Origin of the sequence: Flavonifractor sp. An10, assembly GCF_002161215.1 — a bacterium.
GTDB lineage: Bacteria > Bacillota > Clostridia > Oscillospirales > Oscillospiraceae > Flavonifractor > Flavonifractor avistercoris.
Genome location: NZ_NFMB01000001.1, coordinates 231,400 through 249,014, shown reverse-complemented (window position 1 = coordinate 249,014; position 17,615 = coordinate 231,400). Strand labels below are relative to the sequence as shown.

17 protein-coding genes are annotated in these 17,615 nt (G+C 60.5%); 9 read left to right on the top strand and 8 right to left on the bottom strand.

Annotated elements, in window-relative coordinates; all coding sequences use genetic code 11:
• Nucleotides 1–13: 13 nt before the first annotated feature.
• The gene (locus B5E42_RS01270) at nucleotides 14–655 is read right to left on the bottom strand and encodes a Crp/Fnr family transcriptional regulator (RefSeq protein ID WP_087236123.1); all 642 of its coding nucleotides are present in this window, start codon (nucleotides 653–655) and stop codon (nucleotides 14–16) included.
• A gap of 182 nt (nucleotides 656–837) precedes the next feature.
• Between B5E42_RS01270 and B5E42_RS01265 the strand changes: the two genes are divergently transcribed.
• The 3 genes from B5E42_RS01265 to B5E42_RS01255 are packed head-to-tail and all read left to right on the top strand — an operon-like array spanning nucleotide 838 to nucleotide 3,202.
• Nucleotides 838–1,551: a GTP-binding protein gene (locus B5E42_RS01265; protein WP_087236120.1), complete on the top strand. Its 714-nt coding sequence runs from the start codon at nucleotides 838–840 to the stop codon at nucleotides 1,549–1,551.
• A complete protein-coding gene (locus B5E42_RS01260; protein ID WP_087236118.1) occupies nucleotides 1,539–2,282 on the top strand; it encodes an ATP-binding cassette domain-containing protein in 744 nt (247 codons plus the stop codon). Before B5E42_RS01265 ends, B5E42_RS01260 begins: the two co-directional genes overlap by 13 nt.
• Entirely contained in the window at nucleotides 2,279–3,202 is a 924-nt protein-coding gene (locus B5E42_RS01255; RefSeq protein WP_087236116.1) for a hypothetical protein, read from the top strand. The genes B5E42_RS01260 and B5E42_RS01255 overlap by 4 nt, the downstream gene beginning before the upstream one ends.
• Before the next feature lie 301 nt (nucleotides 3,203–3,503).
• Here B5E42_RS01255 and B5E42_RS01250 read toward each other — a convergent pair whose 3' ends face one another.
• From B5E42_RS01250 to B5E42_RS01230, 5 genes are all read right to left on the bottom strand, one after another.
• Nucleotides 3,504–4,670, bottom strand: coding sequence for an alpha/beta fold hydrolase (locus tag B5E42_RS01250; RefSeq protein WP_087236114.1), 1,167 nt, complete (start codon nucleotides 4,668–4,670; stop codon nucleotides 3,504–3,506).
• A 66-nt stretch (nucleotides 4,671–4,736) separates the two neighbouring features.
• Nucleotides 4,737–5,495, bottom strand: coding sequence for a helix-turn-helix transcriptional regulator (locus B5E42_RS01245; protein ID WP_087236112.1), 759 nt, complete (start codon nucleotides 5,493–5,495; stop codon nucleotides 4,737–4,739).
• A gap of 1 nt (nucleotide 5,496) precedes the next feature.
• Nucleotides 5,497–6,399: an alpha/beta hydrolase gene (locus tag B5E42_RS01240; protein ID WP_204244360.1), complete on the bottom strand. Its 903-nt coding sequence runs from the start codon at nucleotides 6,397–6,399 to the stop codon at nucleotides 5,497–5,499.
• A 100-nt stretch (nucleotides 6,400–6,499) separates the two neighbouring features.
• Complete coding sequence (locus B5E42_RS01235) at nucleotides 6,500–7,291, bottom strand: class I SAM-dependent methyltransferase (RefSeq protein WP_242966974.1); 792 nt, start codon at nucleotides 7,289–7,291, stop codon at nucleotides 6,500–6,502.
• Nucleotides 7,292–7,771: 480 nt separating this feature from the next.
• Complete coding sequence (locus B5E42_RS01230) at nucleotides 7,772–8,059, bottom strand: DUF4491 family protein (RefSeq protein WP_343214159.1); 288 nt, start codon at nucleotides 8,057–8,059, stop codon at nucleotides 7,772–7,774.
• Nucleotides 8,060–8,260: 201 nt separating this feature from the next.
• On the opposite strand from B5E42_RS01230, the gene B5E42_RS01225 reads away from it, so the two are divergent.
• The 6 genes from B5E42_RS01225 to B5E42_RS01200 all read left to right on the top strand — a co-directional run bounded on the left by B5E42_RS01225 (nucleotide 8,261) and on the right by B5E42_RS01200 (nucleotide 16,782).
• Complete coding sequence (locus B5E42_RS01225; protein ID WP_087236106.1) at nucleotides 8,261–8,878, top strand: TetR/AcrR family transcriptional regulator; 618 nt, start codon at nucleotides 8,261–8,263, stop codon at nucleotides 8,876–8,878.
• Nucleotides 8,879–8,956: 78 nt separating this feature from the next.
• Nucleotides 8,957–10,705 (top strand): ABC transporter ATP-binding protein, encoded by a 1,749-nt coding sequence (locus B5E42_RS01220; protein ID WP_087236104.1) that lies wholly within the window; start codon nucleotides 8,957–8,959, stop codon nucleotides 10,703–10,705.
• A complete protein-coding gene (locus B5E42_RS01215) occupies nucleotides 10,702–12,453 on the top strand; it encodes an ABC transporter ATP-binding protein (protein WP_087236102.1) in 1,752 nt (583 codons plus the stop codon). The genes B5E42_RS01220 and B5E42_RS01215 overlap by 4 nt, the downstream gene beginning before the upstream one ends.
• 150 nt (nucleotides 12,454–12,603) lie before the next feature.
• Complete coding sequence (locus tag B5E42_RS01210) at nucleotides 12,604–13,227, top strand: TetR/AcrR family transcriptional regulator (protein WP_087236100.1); 624 nt, start codon at nucleotides 12,604–12,606, stop codon at nucleotides 13,225–13,227.
• Between the two features lie 85 nt (nucleotides 13,228–13,312).
• Nucleotides 13,313–15,055 (top strand): ABC transporter ATP-binding protein, encoded by a 1,743-nt coding sequence (locus tag B5E42_RS01205; protein ID WP_087236098.1) that lies wholly within the window; start codon nucleotides 13,313–13,315, stop codon nucleotides 15,053–15,055.
• Nucleotides 15,052–16,782, top strand: coding sequence for an ABC transporter ATP-binding protein (locus B5E42_RS01200; RefSeq protein ID WP_087236096.1), 1,731 nt, complete (start codon nucleotides 15,052–15,054; stop codon nucleotides 16,780–16,782). The genes B5E42_RS01205 and B5E42_RS01200 overlap by 4 nt, the downstream gene beginning before the upstream one ends.
• Nucleotides 16,783–16,906: 124 nt before the next feature.
• Here the strand turns inward: B5E42_RS01200 and B5E42_RS01195 are convergent, their stop codons facing one another.
• On the bottom strand, nucleotides 16,907–17,242 hold the full coding sequence (locus tag B5E42_RS01195; RefSeq protein ID WP_087236095.1) for a cupin domain-containing protein: 336 nt from the start codon (nucleotides 17,240–17,242) through the stop codon (nucleotides 16,907–16,909).
• Between the two features lie 24 nt (nucleotides 17,243–17,266).
• Complete coding sequence (locus tag B5E42_RS01190) at nucleotides 17,267–17,596, bottom strand: cupin domain-containing protein (RefSeq protein WP_087236092.1); 330 nt, start codon at nucleotides 17,594–17,596, stop codon at nucleotides 17,267–17,269.
• Between the last annotated feature and the right edge of the window lie 19 nt (nucleotides 17,597–17,615).

Genomic DNA, 17,615 nt, shown 5'->3' with positions numbered 1-17,615 from the left:
TGTCGGAGGGGTGCTAGAGCAGTTCTTCCAGCAACGGGCGGTCCTGGATCCGAATGGAATTTCCGTCCACTGCGGCCGCTCCCATGGACTGGAGCGCGGACAGCTCCCGGAAAAGGGCGGCCCGGCTGACCCCCAGACGGCGGGCCAGATCCTCCCGGGACCCGGCGAGCCTTACCACGCCCTTCTCATCCTGCTGCTCCAGGAGATGGGCAATGAGCCGGCCTCGGCAGGACTGCATCGTAAGCAGCTCGATGCGCCGGAGCAGAAACTGGAGCTTCCGGTTGCACAGGGCCGCATAGCGCATGGCAAGTCCTGCATCCTGCTCCATACAGGAGAGTAGGACCGCCTTAGGAATATATAGGACTTCTGTCTCTTCCCCGCATCGCAAGACCGTTTCCAGCTCGGCGCTGGCCATCAGATTACAGACGCCAAAACACTCCCCCGCAGTCAGGGCATTGAGCTGCACATCCTTTCCATCCAGTGCCACGGAATAGACCTCCACCCGTCCGGACACGATCATCCCCACGGATGAAACGCCGCTCGGCTTGTCGCTGATGATCTGGCCCGCACGGAACCTCTTTGAGGTCACCTGCTCCAGCGGTAGGGATGCGCCCGCCAAAAAGGGTGGCGATGCCAGTTTTTCCTGTATGATCATTCGCTCCAGATCACGCCCCTCCTTGGTTAGCCATCGCTAACCTACTGCTATATTCTACTCTGAAACCCCGCCGTAAGTCAAGAAAAAAAGCTTGCCGGCCAGTCTCATTTGATACTGACAATCCTGCATCTCCTGTGGTAAGCTATGGCTAATCAATCGAATTCCAAGATTGGAGGTTCACGATGCCGCGTCAAGTGCTCCTTTTCTCCGGCGCTTCCGCCGTGGGAAAGACGTCTGTTCTGAAAAGTCTGCTTCCTCTGCTGGCCCGCGGCGGTATGGCGCCCTGCGTGTGCAAGATCGACTGTCTGAAAACCGGGGACGCTGCTGTCTTTCAAAACCTGGGGCTTCCCTGTGTCACCGGTTTGAGCGGAGATATCTGCCCGGACCACTTCCTGGTCTCCAACCTGCCGGAGCTGTGGGGGTGGGCGGACCGTCTGGAGCGGGACGCCCTGGTCATTGAAACGGCCGGACTGTGCCACCGCTGCTCCCCGGCCACAGAGCACATGGCAGCTGGCTGTGTGCTGGACTGCACCGCCAGCTGCAGGGCGCCGGGGCAGCTTGGCCCCATGCTCACTCAGGCGGATTTCGTGGTTCTGACTAAAATCGACATGGTGTCCCAGGCGGAGCTGGAGATCATCTCCTGGCAGATCCGCGCCCTCAACCCATCCGCAGCTCTGTTCCCAGTGGACGGGCTGGCCGGTTACGGCACGGATCTGCTGGCACAGTGGCTGCTGGCCCGGCCGGCGTGCACCGGTTTTGAGGGGGACGCCCTCCGGCACACCATGCCCAGCGGCGTATGCTCCTACTGCGTGGGCGAGCGGCGGGTGGGCAGCGCGTTCCAGCAGGGCGTAGTGGGCAAAATTTCCTTTGAGGAGGCGCCGGTATGCGGAGTGTGACCATCCTGGCCGGCTGCGGGAAAGACGGCCGGACGGAACCCTTTGACACCATATCCCTGGAACGCGGGGGGCTATACACCATTGTTGGCAACACCGGCTCCGGAAAGTCCCGGTTCATAAAGGACATTGAGCAGCTGGCCTGCGGGGACTCTATCACAGGCCGCCGGGTCCTGTTGGACGGAGTGCCGGTCCCACTGGCAGAGCGGCAGAGCACATCCGCCCATCTGGTGGCCCATTTGGGCCAGAATATGCGCTTTGTGCTGGATGTCAGTGTGGAGGAGTTTCTTCAACTCCACGCCCGCTGCCGTGACCGGAGGGCAGCCCCGGCAGAAGTTCTGGCCCTTGCCAATGAAATCACCCCAGAACCGGTGGCTCTCCGGCAGGGGCTGAACCAGCTCAGCGGCGGCCAGTCCCGTGCGCTGATGATTGCGGATATCGCCCTGATCTGTGACAGCCCTATCGTCCTCATTGACGAGATTGAAAACGCGGGCATCGACAAGGAGCGGGCGCTGGGCCTGCTTCAGAAGAGCGACAAGCTGGTGCTGGTTGTCACCCACGATCCCCACACAGCCCTGATGGCCCGGCGGCGCATCGTTCTGGCCGGCGGCGCGGTGACCGCCGTGGTGGAGCGCACCGCCGGAGAGGCTGCCCTCTATGAAGCGCTGGGCAGGGCTTATCGGGAACAGCGACGCTATCAAACCCAGCTGCGGAAAGGAGCCTACCTGGCATGACGTCTATTTTGCTCTATTGGAACCACATCTGCGTCCTGCACCGCCAGGAGAAGGCTTTCCTGGAGGACCTGGCCCAACGGCTGCGGGGGGACGGCATCCGGCTGGAGGTGCGCTATTTCGGTCTGGGATATCCGGAGCGTATGTCCGAGTACCTGGCCCGGCCGGACGCCATACTTCCGGACCTCATCGTTTCCGCCGATCTGGAGGTGTTTGAGGATCTGCGGATCTTCTCCAAATTCAAGTCGAATCTCTATCCGGCGGCTGACTGGGTCCCGCTGCGGCAGAGCCCCATGCTGAATGCGGTACAGCGGGGCCCCTGTCTTCTGCCCTTTGTCTCCATCCCGCTGGTGTACTATACCCGGGAGCCGGAGGCCTGTGCCAAGACCTCTCTGCCGGATTGGCGCGGGCTAGCTTTCGGGGGCATCAACAATTCCGCGGCAAAAACGGTGGTAAAGTCCGTGTGGGAGCGGTGGGGCCAGGTGGCCGCCGCCAAGCTCCTGGGGGAGAGTCTGGTGGCCGATATGCCAATCGGGGCCTTTCAGGCGGTGCGTCAGGGGCAGACCAGCACCGCCCTGGTTCCCTCCCTCTATGCCCTCCGAGCGGACGGCCGGGAGACCTTTCTCCGCGTCCCCCAGGAGGGGCCGGTCCTGATCCCCTCTTATCTCTGTGCCCGCGCTTCTGCGCCGGAGTGGGCGGCCCGCCGGGTGGCAGAGCGCATTCTCTCCCGTGAGCTTTGCGATTTCTATGCGGCAAACGGGGATCTGATCGTCTACCCCGCCTGCACCGGGCGGCGCAGCGGACAGGAGGCCGATTACGCCCTCTGTCCATCCGCTGCATGGCTGGAACATCTTTCTCATGTGGATTTCTACCGGCTCTATTGCACCAAACTGCCTTCCGCAATCGAGTTTGCCTACGCCTGACAGAAACAGAAGGAGCTTCCCGTTTATGGTTGGGAAGCTCCTGCTCTTAACTTCACTTCAACCGCTCCCAGGTGGCCACTGCCTAGGAAACCCGGAATATCCTGTGCGCCGAGTGGAACACGGACTTACGGATGGCGGAAACCGCGGAGAAGGTAGGCTATAAAAACCTGAGCAAATTGGCGGCAGTCCTTATCAAGCAGTTCGGCTGTCCGCCACTGGAGCATCACAGAAGGGCACGGCTCGAATGAGCTGTGCCCTTCCTCTTGCAAGTCGGTTTCGATTTTATAGGGGCCTGCCGCTGTTATCGTTCCAGCATCCGGTCGTTCCAGTTCAGAATCAAGTCCAGCATATATTTAGTGTTGCCCATGTTGCAGTGGGCCTGGCCGTTCAGCGCCCGGCCGGGCGCCGCGAACTCCAGAGAGCGGGTGTTTTTCAGCAGGTCGATTTCCTGCTTGTAGAGGGCGAAGTCCACCAGCAGATCCTCCCGAGCGCTGAGAAGCAGCACATCCTGGGTGATCCGCTCCGCTACCGGCTCAATGGTGAAGGCCCGGGCTTTTTGCAGATACTCGTACACATCGGAGGTGCCGTAGGCGTAGTTGGAGTGCTGGATGGACCAGCGGAACAGCGGCTCCCGCTCCGCCAGGCCGGCGTAGAGGTCCAAGATGGCGTCCCGGTTGTTCTCGTCCAGCCAGTGCTCCAGCTTCGCCCGGATCTCCGCCGGCTTATCTGCCATCAGCGCGCCATAGATGCTGGGCAGCACGCTCCAGGACACCACCCGCCGGATGCGCGGCTCCATGGCTGCCGCCCGCATGCAAAGCTCCCCGCCGAGGGAGACGCCGATGATGGTCACATCTTCCGCTCCGTAGTGGTCCAGCACTGCGCCCACCGGCTTCTCCCACTCCGTCGTGAAGGTCAGGCCGGATTTCCGCAGGGCCGCCCCCTGGCCGGGGCCCTCAAAAGCCAGCACCGTATAGCCGCCCTGGGCCAGGTACAGCAGGGCGTCGGTGAACTCCTCCAGCAGGGAGTCGTTGCCGCCATGGAACAGGATTGCGCCCTTGGAGGTATCTGCGGGCACGATCCGCCAGCAGGGCAAAACGCCGTCCGCATAGGGCACCTCCTCCCGGTGGATGGGGCCGCCTTGCTCCGCAAACAGGTAGGTAAAGTGTGTATAGAAGATCTCCCTGGCCCGGTCATAAGCAGCATGACACTCCGGGGTGTCCGGCGCAATGAAGAACTCCGCCATCCGAAGATATCCGGCGGCGGCCGCCCAGTCCTCCCGGGCTTCCGCCTGGGCGGAAAGCTCCTTTAAGACCCGCTCCCAAGAGGGAAAGTCCGTAATCTCCCCGCCCCGGGCCTGGATCTCCGCCGGGTCTCCGTGGTTCCACATGACCACCCGGTTGAGCTGGAAGTCAAAGAGCGGATGGTCGTTGAAGTGATAGGTCCCTGTGGGAAAAGTCAGTACAGACATCACAATGCCCCTTTCTTGTTGTAAGATAGGGACATTGTAGCAGGAACTTATCTGATTTACTTCTGTTCATCTGCTGTTCTGACCCAGGCCGGTCAGGAAGATCTGCTCCACCTCGGTCATGGACATGCCGTACAGCTTCCGGCTGGTATCCGCCATATGGGACGGGGTGGCAAAGCCCGCGTCCATGCAGACCTGGGTGAGAGATCGTCCCGTATCCAGCAGGTAGAAGGCCCGCTCCAGCTTTAGGTTTGCCAGATAGAGGCTGGGGGATATTCCGGTATCCCGCCGGAACAGGTGAGTCAGGCGGCTGGGAGACAGGTGAACGGCCCGGGCCACATTCCGAATGGTAAGTTGCTCCAGAGCGGGGGCCGATTTCATGTAGGCTGCGGCCTCCAGCACCCGCGGGTCCTCCGCCGGAGCGTGCTCTGCCTGCAATCCGAGCAGCCGTTCAGTCTCAGCAGCGGCGGTGGCCGCATCTGTCTCCGTGCGTACCTCTCCCCACCGCTTCCCCACCCTGGAAGAAACAGACGCATCCAGCGCCCGCCAAGGAGCACCCTGCAACAGTGTGTGTTTCACACAGCGGCTCATAGGGGTCAGCTCGTCGATGAACACCACCAAGGCCGGATCCACGCTCAGTATCGTGTGAGGAACGTCGGATCCGATGGCGATGCCCACCGTTTCCACGGATTTGCCATCCACCAGGGCGGTAAAGGGCCGCTCCATGGCAAATACCAGGTGGGCGGCGAAGTGGCGATGCTCCGCCGGAGAGGGATAGCTTGCCCGGATGTAATAGCAATCCCGGACACGAAAGATGAAGGGTTCCATTCTATCGAAGCCGCTCCACGATTTCCAGATAGGCCGCCCTCCCTTCCGGGAACCAGGGAACCATGGCGTAGCAGTGGCACATTCCTGGCGCGACGGTCATGGTGTAGGGCACATCCGCCGCCTTGCAGACGCCGACATAGGACTCTGCCAGGGCGGAGAGCAACTCGTCCCCACCGTAGTAAAAGTGGAGCGGCGGGAGGCCGGTAAAATCCCCTTTCGTTCCAGACAGCATATACGCCGGCACCTCCTGTCCTTTTGTCATAATTTCCCGCTCTGATTTCATCAAAGCAATGTCTACCAAAATGTCCCGGCCATTGAGCTGCCGCATCCGCTCCCACTCCCCTCGTGAGGCGGGAAGGCTGCCCGGGGAGCAGGCAATGACCTGCCGGGGCATCTCCACAGGCCGCCCAAGCGCGTTATTGTGGAGCGGAATCCCCACCGCCAACGCACCGCCGGAGGAGAATCCTACCACGGAAACCTGTTTTGCGCCATAGATCCCCGCCATTTCTTTATAGCATTGAAACACCATTTCATAAGTCTCTGTGATGTAGTGGTCGGTACAAAGCGGATAGAAGGGCAGCCAGCAGTCAGAGCCGCTGCGGGCGGCAAGGTCCCGGGCCGTCTTGACATCTCCCTGGTCTGGGCCAATGACCATGCCGCCTCCGAACAGGTACAGGATGGCTTTGGGGGCACACTCCCGTTTCCTCTGAATGGTCAGGCAATGATAGTGATCCAAAATCAGCCGATCTCCGTAAAAGGCTTTATGATCCTTCGGAAGTCGAAATCGGCGGCCGCGGTTCATTTTCCGAGCCTTTTCCAGGAGTTCACCGGCTGGCAGGGAAAAGAGCTGTTTCATCCCCATACGCTTTACAAATGCTGAAATCAGCTGATACCGAACGCTCATGGAATATCCCTCCTTACACATGCGCTCCGATAAACTCTGTGACCAGTTGGGCGTGCTGCTCCAATCTCACCATAGGTATAGGTCATGACAAACCTCCGTCTTACTTCCGCCCCACCAGCATCCGGGAATTGTCCAGCATCATCATGGCAGCCCAGCGGCGGGAGCCGAAGGCCTCCGCGGCGGTGTCAATGAGGCGCACGTCCTCATAGCCCATGTCCCGCAGTTCCCGGGCAAATTCCTCCATGTCCCCGTACATCCGGGGCTTCATGTCGTCGTTGAGGGCGAACACGCCGCCCTTTTTCAGCACCCGCAGGGTCTCCAGAAGCAACACCCGCTTGTCCGCGCCCATGACGTTGTGGTAGACGTAGTTGCTGGTCACTGCGTCGAAGGTCTCATCCGGGAAATCCAGATGGCGGGCGTCGCCCTTCTGAAAGGCAGCATTGTCCACCCCCTCGGCTTGAGCGTTCCGCTCACAGAGTTTCCGGCTGTAGGAGGCGTATTCCACGCCCCAGCGGTCGATGCCCACCATGCGGCCCTGGGGGTTCCGTTTGGCACAGGCGATGGTCAGCGCCCCGCTGCCGCACCCCACATCCAGGCCCACGCCGCCCTCCGGAAGTTCAATGTATGAGGCGACGCCCTCGATGATCTGCCGGGACAACTGCCGCCCGCCCTCGTAGGAAAACATCGCCCGGGCGTACAGGCTCCACGCCGCCCCCGCCAGACATCCCACAGCGCCCAGGCCCAGGACTGCTCCGGCAAGATGCTTTGCCGTCCGGCCCATGGGCAGCCGTGATCTGACTGCAGCCGCGCTTCCCGCCACCAGTACGCCGGTGGCGGTTCCCAGCCCCACGATCATGCCCCTGGGCATCCAATTCCGATAATCTGGCTTCATGGTCATCTCCCCTTCCGGATTCATCTGCGGAGGACATGGAGATCCTGTTCCCCGGAGCAGCAGACCGCTGTGCGTGTTCCCATGCGGGTGATTCCAGTCCTCCCCGTGGATTTCATGATCCGCTTTCCAATAGGCAGATTGTTGATGACTTCGTTTTTTCTTATTCTTCCGCGTCATGCTTATTTTCCTGTCTATGGTGGTGCTGTCCGCAGCAATGGTACCCATCGTGATGACGACAGCCTCCCTCCGGATCAGCGGAGTCCAAGTGCAGAAGATCAACTTTGACAACATTTTCTTAGGTATCCATCTGATCAAGTGATCCATCACAGCAATGACTCCTTCGGAACTTTTTAATTAAGTTAAGTATTGTATTCACCCGTGGTTAGATATTGCTAACCGTAGGGCAATTATATAAAACTGTACCCCGGCTGTCAAGAAACAGACTGCCGCAGGACAGAAAATCCTTCCTGCGGCAGCCGGTTATTTTCTTTTGGGATTTTTGGGAAACCACCCGCGCTCCACCCGCTTGGCCTGCTCCTTCAGCTCCCGGATGCTCCACAGGCAGCCGGCGCCCAGCAGCCCCAAAAGGATGGACAAGATCCCCTGGATCAAAAGGGCCGTCAGCAGGCAGAGCAGGCCGGCGATCAGGAACACCGGCCAGACCCGCTGGGTGAAGCGGTACTCGCACCAGATCACCAGGGGGTGGAACGCCCCGATCACCAGCAGCGACGCGGCGCCCACGACAACGCCTTCCCAGTTCAGTTCCATCGACATCACCTCGCGGACATCATATCACAGAAAAACAAATGTGGAAACCCACGAGCTGTCATTTCTCCTCAATCGCCTGCGTCAGCAGTCAAAAATCACATGACCGTGGTGTCACAACTGCCTCTTGACATCGAGGTTCCGCTGTGCTAAATTGATAATCAGATTATCGGTAATCTAATTATCTTCCAAGGAGGCGATTGCATGGCAGTGGCGGACCGCTCCATTGATCCCCGGATCCTGGAGAGCGCCCGAACAGAGTTCCTGGCAAGCGGCTTTGAAAAAGCGTCCCTTAAGACCATCTGCGAGGGGGCCGGAGTCACCACAGGAGCGCTGTATAAGCGCTACAAGGGAAAGGAGGAGCTGTTCTGTGCGGTGGTGGAACAGACGGTGTCGGACCTGTACGAAGTGGCCCATGTCCGGGGGGATAAGGACCCCACGGCCATGTCCAACCAGGAACTGATCAAGGCGTGGGACATGGATGGGGCGGACATGATGTGGTGGTTCCGTTTCCTCTACGACCGGCGGGACGACTTCTATCTGCTGCTCTCCTGCTCCCAGGGAACCCGGTACGCCAACTTCCCCCACGACTGGGTGGAACTTCTGACGAAGGCCACCAGCGCCTATCTGGCGGAGGCCCAGCGGCGTGGCCTGTGTCGGAACGATGTAGAACCGGCGGAGCTGCACATCCTGCTGTCTGCTTTCTGGACCACGATTTATGAGCCCTTCATCCATCACTTCACCTGGGAACAGATCGAGGCCCATTGCCGGATCGTCTGCGGTCTGTTCAACTGGCATGGCGCGCTGCATTTTCAGAAATAGGGAAAGCCTCTCCAGCGGAGAGGTTTTTCACCGGCCAAGAGTTAGCGATAACTAATCTCAAAAAAAGGAGGTTCGACTGTGTTTCAAAAAGTTTTGGAGTATGCGGGCGAGTATCGGAAGACCACCTATCTCTCTATGGCGGTGATGCTCATCGGCATCGTCATGAATGTGCTCCCCTTCCTGTTCATCTACCAACTGATCCGGCCCCTGCTACTGGGGGAATCGCTGGAGCTGGGATACGCGGCGTGGCGGGTGGCGGCCATCGCCGTCTGCGGGGTCCTATACGCTGTCCTATATGTAAAGGGCCTGTCCCTCTCCCACCGGGCGGCCTACAACACCCTGAAAAACCTGCGGGCTTCCCTCCAGGGAAAGCTGGAGCGGCAGCCCCTGGGCGTGATCCAGGAGAAGGGCGTGGGCGCCTTGAAGAAGATGTTTATTGACGACATCGACTCCATCGAGCTGCTGCTGGCCCATGCCCTGCCGGAGGGGCTGGCCAATCTGGCGGTGCCTGCCTTCGTCTTTCTCGCCATGTTCTTCGTGGACTGGAAGCTGGCACTGCTCTCTCTGTGTGCTCTGCCGTTGGGTCTGGTGGCTATGATGGCCATGTACCGCGCCGGCACCAGCAAGATGGGTGCTTACTACGCCTCCGCCCAGAAGATGAACAACACCATCGTGGAGTACATCAACGGCATGGAGGTGGTGAAGGTCTTCAACCGGGATGGGGAGTCCTACCAGCGCTTTGAGCAGGATGTGCGGGGCTACCGGGACTTCACCCTGGCTTGGTACAAGGTCTGCTGGCCCTGGATGGCCCTCTACAACAGCATCCTGCCCTGTGTGGCCCTGTTCACCCTGCCCATCGGGGCGTATCTGGTTTTGGTAGGATACTCCACCCTGCCGGACTTCGCCCTGGTGCTGTGCATGTCCTTCGGCGTGGGTGCGCCCCTGCTGCGGGCACTGGGGTTTATGTCCACCCTGCCCCAGATCAACTACAAGATCACCGCCCTGGAGCAGCTGATGGGCGCGCCTGCTCTGGAGCAGACAGACGCGCCTTTCTTCGGTGAGGATCACTCCATTTCCTTTGAGGACGTCCGCTTTGCCTACCAGGAGGACGAGGTGCTCCACGGCGTCTCCCTCACCGCACCAGAGGGGAGCCTCACCGCCCTGGTGGGGGAGTCGGGCAGCGGCAAGTCCACCCTGGCAAAGCTCCTGGTCCACTACTATGATGTGATCGGCGGGAGCATCCGCGTGGGCGGCCAGGACATCCGGGAGATGAGCGTGGAGGCCCTCAACGCCCAGATCTCCTATGTGGCCCAGGAGCAGTTCCTGTTCAACATGAGCCTGCTGGAGAACATCCGCCTGGGCCGCCCGGAGGCCACGGACCAGGAAGTGCTGGCCGCGGCGGAGAAGGCCCAGTGCGGGGAGTTCCTCGCCCGGCTGGAGCACGGCATCCACACCATGGCCGGGGACGGGGGCAAGATGCTCTCCGGCGGGGAGCGGCAGCGCATTTCCCTAGCCCGGGCAATCCTGAAAAACGCCCCCATCGTGGTCCTGGACGAGGCCACCGCCTTCATGGACCCGGAGAATGAGGAGAAGATGAACGAGGCCATTGCCGAAGTGATCCGGGGCAAGACAGTCCTCGTCATCGCCCACCGGCTCCACTCCATCGTGAATGCGGATCAAATCTGCGTACTGGAGCAGGGTACTGTGGCCGATGTGGGCACCCACGAGGAGCTACTTGGCCGCTGCCCGGCGTATCAAAAGCTCTGGCAGGCTGCGGAGGACAGCGCCCAATGGGGCGTGAATCAGAGAGGAGGCGCGGCACAATGATCCAACTGATGAAACGGATTCTGGCGGTCTCCAGCCGATATAAGCGGCGGATCCAAATCGCCTTTGTCTTTTCGTTCCTGAAATCCCTGCTGGCCAAGGCGCCGATCATGCTGGCGTTCCTGGTGCTCTCCAGCTTTTACGAGGGGACCATCACCGCCGGCGACTGCCTCTGGTACGGTATCGCCCTGGTGGTCTGCGTCTTGCTTCAGGTCCTCTTTCACCACATCGCCGACCGGCTCCAGTCCGCGGCGGGTTTCCTGGTATTTTCGGACATGCGGATGGATCTGGGCGCCCACTTGCGGCGGATGCCCATGGGCTACTTCACCGAGGGCAACATTGGCAAAATCAGCTCCGTCCTTTCCTCCGACATGGTGTTCATTGAGGAAAACTGCATGACCGTACTGGCGGACATGATGAGCTATATTTTCGCTCAAGCCATCCTGGTGGTATTCCTGCTCTGCTTTGACCTCTGGATCGGCCTGGCAGCCCTTGCGATCATCGGCATCGTGCTGCTCATTGCCCGGGGCATGAAGCGCGAGGCCCTCCAGGACTCCGTGGCGCGGCAGGAGCAGAACGAGAATCTCACCGAGGCGGTGCTGGACTTCGTGGAAGGCATCGGGATCATCAAGACCTACAATCTGCTGGGAGAGAAGTCCCGGGAACTGACCGATAACTTCCAAAGGAGCTGCGACACCAGTCTTCAGTTTGAGGAGGACCACTCCCCCTGGCAGCTGCGGCTGAACCTGGCCTACGGCCTGGGGGCTGCGGCTATCACGGCCATTGCCCTGGCGCTGGAGAGCGCCGGGCTCATGAGCGTCCCCTATTTGGTGGGCATCATGCTTTTTGTCTTTGACCTGTTCGGCCCCATCAAGGCCCTGTATACCCAGGCCACCCGGCTGACCGTCATGAACAGCTGCATGGACCGGATCGAGGAGGTCTTTCACGAGCCGGAGCTGCCGGACGACGGCCGGGACTCCATCCCGGAGACCAATGAGGCGCCGGAGGTGGAGTTCCAGCACGTGCGCTTTGCCTACGGGGAGAAAGATGTATTGCACGACATCTCCTTCTCCCTGCCCCGGCGCCAGATGCTGGCCCTGGTGGGGCCCTCCGGCGGGGGCAAATCCACCATCGCCAATCTGCTCACCCGTTTCTGGGACGTGAAGGACGGACGGGTGCTGGTCCGGGGGAAGGACGTGCGGGAGGTGAAACTGGCCGACCTGATGGACCACATCAGTATGGTGTTCCAGCGGGTTTATCTCTTCCAGGACACCATCTACAACAACATCGCCATGGGCCGCCCGGACGCCACCCGGGAGGAGGTGCTGGAGGCGGCCCGCAAGGCTCGCTGTTACGACTTTGTTATGGCCCTGCCCGATGGGTTCGATACGGTGATCGGTGAGGGAGGGGCAAGCCTCTCCGGCGGGGAGCGGCAGCGGATCTCCATCGCCCGCTGCATCCTGAAGGACGCCCCCATCGTTATCCTGGACGAGGCCACCGCCAGCGTGGACGCTGACAATGAGAGCTACATCCAGCAGGCCATCTCGGAGCTGGTGCAGGGCAAGACTCTGCTGGTCATCGCCCACCGCCTGAACACCATCCGGGGTGCGGATCAGATCCTCGTTGTATCCAATGGGGAGATCGCTCAGCGGGGCACCCACCAGTCGTTGATGGAGGAGCATGGGATCTATCAAAACTTCATCACCGTGCGGCAGCAGAGCCGCGGGTGGAACCGCAAAGCCGGTGCATAGCAGAAAATCCATCATAGGTTTGGGACGCAGGGCCTTTCCGGCACTGCGTCCCTTTTTCTGCACAGGACTTGACAATGAGAATACAGTATGCTATATTCATAACATCGTTATAAAACAATGTTTTGAATGTGCTGCAAAGAAGGTGAAAGTATGGCAAAGCAGAAGCCCGGCGTCTATGACCGGGTGCTGGAGTGCGCCAAGGACGAGTTTTTGTCCAAAGGCTTTCTGGACGCCTCCCTGCGGGCTATCGCCCAGGAGGCGGGCACCAGCACCGGGTCCATCTACACCCGCTTTGGGGACAAGGAGGGTCTGTTTCGGGCGATTGTAGAACCGGTGGTGGACGAGTTCCGGGCCATGTTCCGGGAGATCCAGGAGAGCTTCCACCAGCTGGATGGCGAGACGCAGAAAGCGGAGATGGGGCAGTACACCGCCCGCCATCAGCTGGACCTGCTGGACTACATCTACGACCACTTCGACGTGTTCCGCCTCCTGCTGGACGGGGCCCACGGCACCCGGTTTGCCTGTTTCCTGGACGAACTGGTGGACATTGAGGTGGAGTACACCTACCGGTACATGGAGATCATCGGCTGCGAGAGCGTGAAGTCCGGCCAAGTGACGGAGGAGTTCATCCACATCATCGTCACCGCCTATTTCAACGGCATGTTCGAGGTGGTGCGCCACAACATGGACGGCGCCGCAGCTCGCCGCTATGTGAAGATGCTCAACGACTACCATATGGCGGGCTTCAGCACGGTGTTCGATCCCCAGCCTTGAATCAAGCAGGCTGTCCCCTGCTGGGTACAGCCTTTTGATTTCATAATGAGTTAGCAAATACTAACCAAATAAGGAGGAATTCAAGATGAACCAACAAAGTCCCATGCTCCGGCTGTGGGAAATGGGCGAGGCACAGCATGGCAGCCTGATTCGGGCCATCCTCTCCGCTGTGGTTGGGGTGCTGTGCGGCATGGCCCCTTATTTTGCCGCCGCCCAGATCATTCTCGGTCTACTATCCGGCAATCAAGAATTTTCGTTCTACTTGGTTTGGTGCGCCGTGGCTCTGGTGGGGTTTCTGCTGCGGGCATCTCTATACTCCCTCGCCCTTTCTATCTCCCACAAGGCCACCTTCTCTATTCTGAAATCCATCCGGGAGAGGCTCTTGGAAAAACTCCCTAGGATGCCCCTGGGCACCATTCTGGACACCTCCAGCGGCCAGATGAAGCAGGTCATCGTAGACCAGGTGGAGAGCATGGAGCGCCCCTTGGCGCATCTGCTGCCGGAGATGACCGCCAACGTGCTGGGGCCGGTGTGCATCCTTATCTACCTGTTCGTATTGGACTGGAGGATGGCCCTGCTGAGCCTGGTGTCCATCCCGGTGGGCATGGTCTTCATGATGGCGGTAATGGCCAACTACGGCAAGCAGTACGAGGGCTCCGTCAAGACCACCCAGGCTATGAACAGCGCCATCGTGGAGTACATCGGCGGCATCGAGGTCATCAAGGCATTCAACCAAGGGAAGCAGTCCTACGCCCGGTTTTCCGACAGCGTAAAGGCCAACGCCTCCTACTTCTACCACTGGATGAAAAGCTGCCAGCTGCCCATCTCCCTGTCCAAGGCCATCTCCCCCACCACCATGATCACCATTTTGCCGGTGGGCTGGCTCCTGTATGCCGGCGGGAGTCTGCCGGTGGAGACCTTCATCACCACCATCGTGCTGTCCCTGGGCATCGCCGGGCCGCTGCTGTCCGCCATGGACTTTGTGGACAGCCTGGCCAAGGTGGGAACTATCGTGGGTTCAGTGGACGAGATCTTGAACGGCCAGGAACAGGACCACGGGAATGCCCCGGTGCAGTTTCAGGGGCGGGACATTTGGCTCTCCCATGTATCCTTTGGCTACCACGCGGACAAGGAGGTCCTCCACGATGTGTCCCTCAACATCCCAGCCGGCACCATGACCGCCTTTGTAGGGCCCTCCGGCTCCGGCAAGTCCACCATCGCCAAGCTGATCGCCGGGTTCTGGGACGTGTCCGCCGGCGCCATCACTCTGGGCGGACAGGATTTGAAGAAAATCCCTCTCTCCCAGCTCTACGACCAGGTGGCCTTCGTGTCCCAGGACAACTACCTCTTTGACGAGAGCGTCCGGGAGAACATCCGCATGGGCCGCCCCAATGCCGCCGACCAAGAGGTGGAGGCCGTGGCAAAGGCCGCCGGGTGCGACGATTTCATCCGAAACCTGGAACAGGGCTATGATACCATCGTGGGCGGAGGCGGCGCCCACCTCTCCGGCGGCGAGCGGCAGCGCATCGCTATCGCCCGGGCCATGCTGAAGGACGCCCCCATCGTGGTGCTGGACGAGGCCACCGCATACATCGACCCGGAAAACGAGGCCCTGGTCCAGCGTGCAGTGGGCCAGTTAGTGGCGGGCAAGACGGTACTGGTCATCGCCCACCGTCTGAGCACCATCACCGGTGCGGACCAGATCGTGGTGGTGAACGGCGGACGCATCGAGGCCAACGGCAAGCATGAGAAACTTTTGGAAACCTGCCCCCTCTATCGTGAGATGTGGCAGGCTCACATGGGTGTAAAGGAGGGAGAGCAGGCATGATCGAGGTTTTGAGAAAGATCTGGCGCTTTGCCGGTGAAGAGCAGGGCAATATCCGCAAGTCTATGGTACTGGGGTTCTTTTATGCCATCTTCCACATGTTCCAGATAGGAGCCATCTATGTGGTGGTCCTGGCTCTGGTGGACGGTTCCACTTCTGCCGCCCCGGCCTGGGAGGCCCTGGTTTTGCTGCTGGTCAGTATTCTGGGCCGGGCGATCATGAATCGGTTCAGCCAGCTCCAGCAGACCCACGCCGGTTATTTCATGGCGGCCAACAAGCGCCTCCACATGGGCGACAAGCTCAAGCGCATCCCCATGGGCTACTTCAATGACCAGAGTTTAGGGGAACTCACCGGCATCGCCACCACCGTCCTGGACGAGGTGGAGAGCGCCGGGGCCATGGTGCTGGTCACGATCCTGGGCGGGCTCATCAACTCCGCCGTCATGCTGCTGTGCGTGCTGTTCTGGGACTGGCGCATCGGCCTGCTGGCCCTGGCCGGGATGGCGGCGTACCTGCTGCTCCTCTCCCGCATGGAGCGGAAGTCCGCCAAGATCGCCCCCAAGCGCCAGCGGGATGAGGCCCGGCTGGTGGAGGCGGTGCTGGAGCAGCTCCAGGGCATGAGCGTCATCAAGTCCTTCAACCTCACCGGCAAGGGGGACAAACGGATCCGTCACGCCCTGGAGGACAGCCGGGAGAACAATCTGGCGGTGGAAAAGCTGTTCACCCCCTACATCTGGGCCCAGGAGATGGCCCTCCACCTGTTCAGTGTGGTGATTTTGGCTGCCGCCGTGTGGCTGTACCTGAATGGCGGTCTGACTCTGGCCAACGCTCTGATGGCGGTGATCATCTCCTTTATGATTTTCTCTCAGATTCAGTCTGCGGGCAGCGGAGTGTCCGCCCTGCGGCTGGTGGGCAGTTCCATCGACCACGCCAACCAGGTGGACGAAATCCCGGAGATGGATCAGGATGGTGCGCAACTTCACCCGGAAGCCCACGACATTGTATTCGACCATGTGGATTTCTCTTACGGCAGCCGGCCAATCCTGAAGGATGTGTCCCTCACCATCCCGGATAAAACTACCACTGCCATCGTGGGGCCATCCGGCTCCGGCAAGACGACTCTCTGCAACCTGATTGCCCGGTTCTGGGATGTGGACGGCGGCCGGGTCACCATCGGCGGCCGGGATGTGCGGGAGTACACGTTGGAGTCCCTGATGGACCAGGTGAGCATGGTGTTCCAGCGAGTGTACCTCTTCCACGATACTATCGAGAACAACATCAAGTTCGGCTGCCCGGACGCCACCCATGCCCAAGTGGTGGAAGCGGCAAAGAAAGCCTGCTGCCATGACTTCATCTCTGCTCTGCCGGAGGGGTATGAGACGGTGATCGGCGAGGGCGGGGCCACGCTCTCTGGCGGAGAAAAACAGCGGATCTCCATCGCCCGTTGTCTCTTGAAGGACGCCCCCATCGTGATTTTCGACGAGGCCACCGCCAATGTGGACCCGGAGAACGAAGATCAGCTCCAGCGGGCCATGGAGGCCCTGACCCGTGAGAAAACGGTACTGATGATCGCCCACCGGCTGAAGACCGTTCGCAACGCCGACCAGATCCTGGTGCTGGACCAGGGCCGCATCGCCCAGCGGGGCACCCATGAGGAGCTGATCGCCCAGGACGGCATCTACCGGGGTTTCGTAACTGAGCGGACGGCGGCGGGCAAATGGGCGCTGTGACCTCTCCCCATTCTGAAATCCCATTCTAAAATGAACAGAGCCAGGCAGCGAAATCCGCTGTCTGGCTCTGTATTTGTGCCGGGATCGTTTCGTTACTGTGATACTATGCCCGCACCGGCAGGTGTCACGCCTTGACTACCACCAGGTACATCTTGAACCGTGTGACGGCCTGAACGGCATGGGGGATGCCCGCGGGCATGATGATGGCTTCTCCACCGTTCAGGGTGTGGGGGACGCCGTCAATGGTGATTTGGGCAGTTCCCTCCAGGATCGTGGCCATGGCGTCGCCGGGAGCGGCGTGGGTGCTGATGGCCTCCCCGGCGTCAAAGGCGAACAAGGTCATGCCCACGCCGGGCTTCTGGGCCATGGTCAGGCTCACCACTTTCCCGTCCTCATACTGGACCTGCTCTTTCAGGGCAAAGGGCTGGGCGTGGGGCAGGTTTTTGATCAATTCTTCCATCGTGATTTCCTCCTGTTCATGTTCCTACTGCAGGGTGATCTGCAGCAGCTTAAAGGATCCTCCGCCGCCGACGGCGTGGGACACCCCGGCGGGCACCGCCAGGCACTGGCCCGCGGTCAGGGTCCTCTCCCCGCTCTCCATGCGCAGGGGCATGCTCCCCTCCAGCACATAGTAGAGGGTGTCGCCAAAGTACCGCTCCTCGCTGACGCTCTCCCCGTCGCCAAAGGCCAGCAGGGTCATCTGGCAGTGTTCGCTGCGGGTGAGGGCCATGCTCACCACCCGGGCCGGGCGAATGTCAATAAGCCCCGCCAAGGCTGCGGGGTCGTCCGTGGGCAGATTGCGGAGAAATTCCATGGGCTTGCCTCCTTTGTAA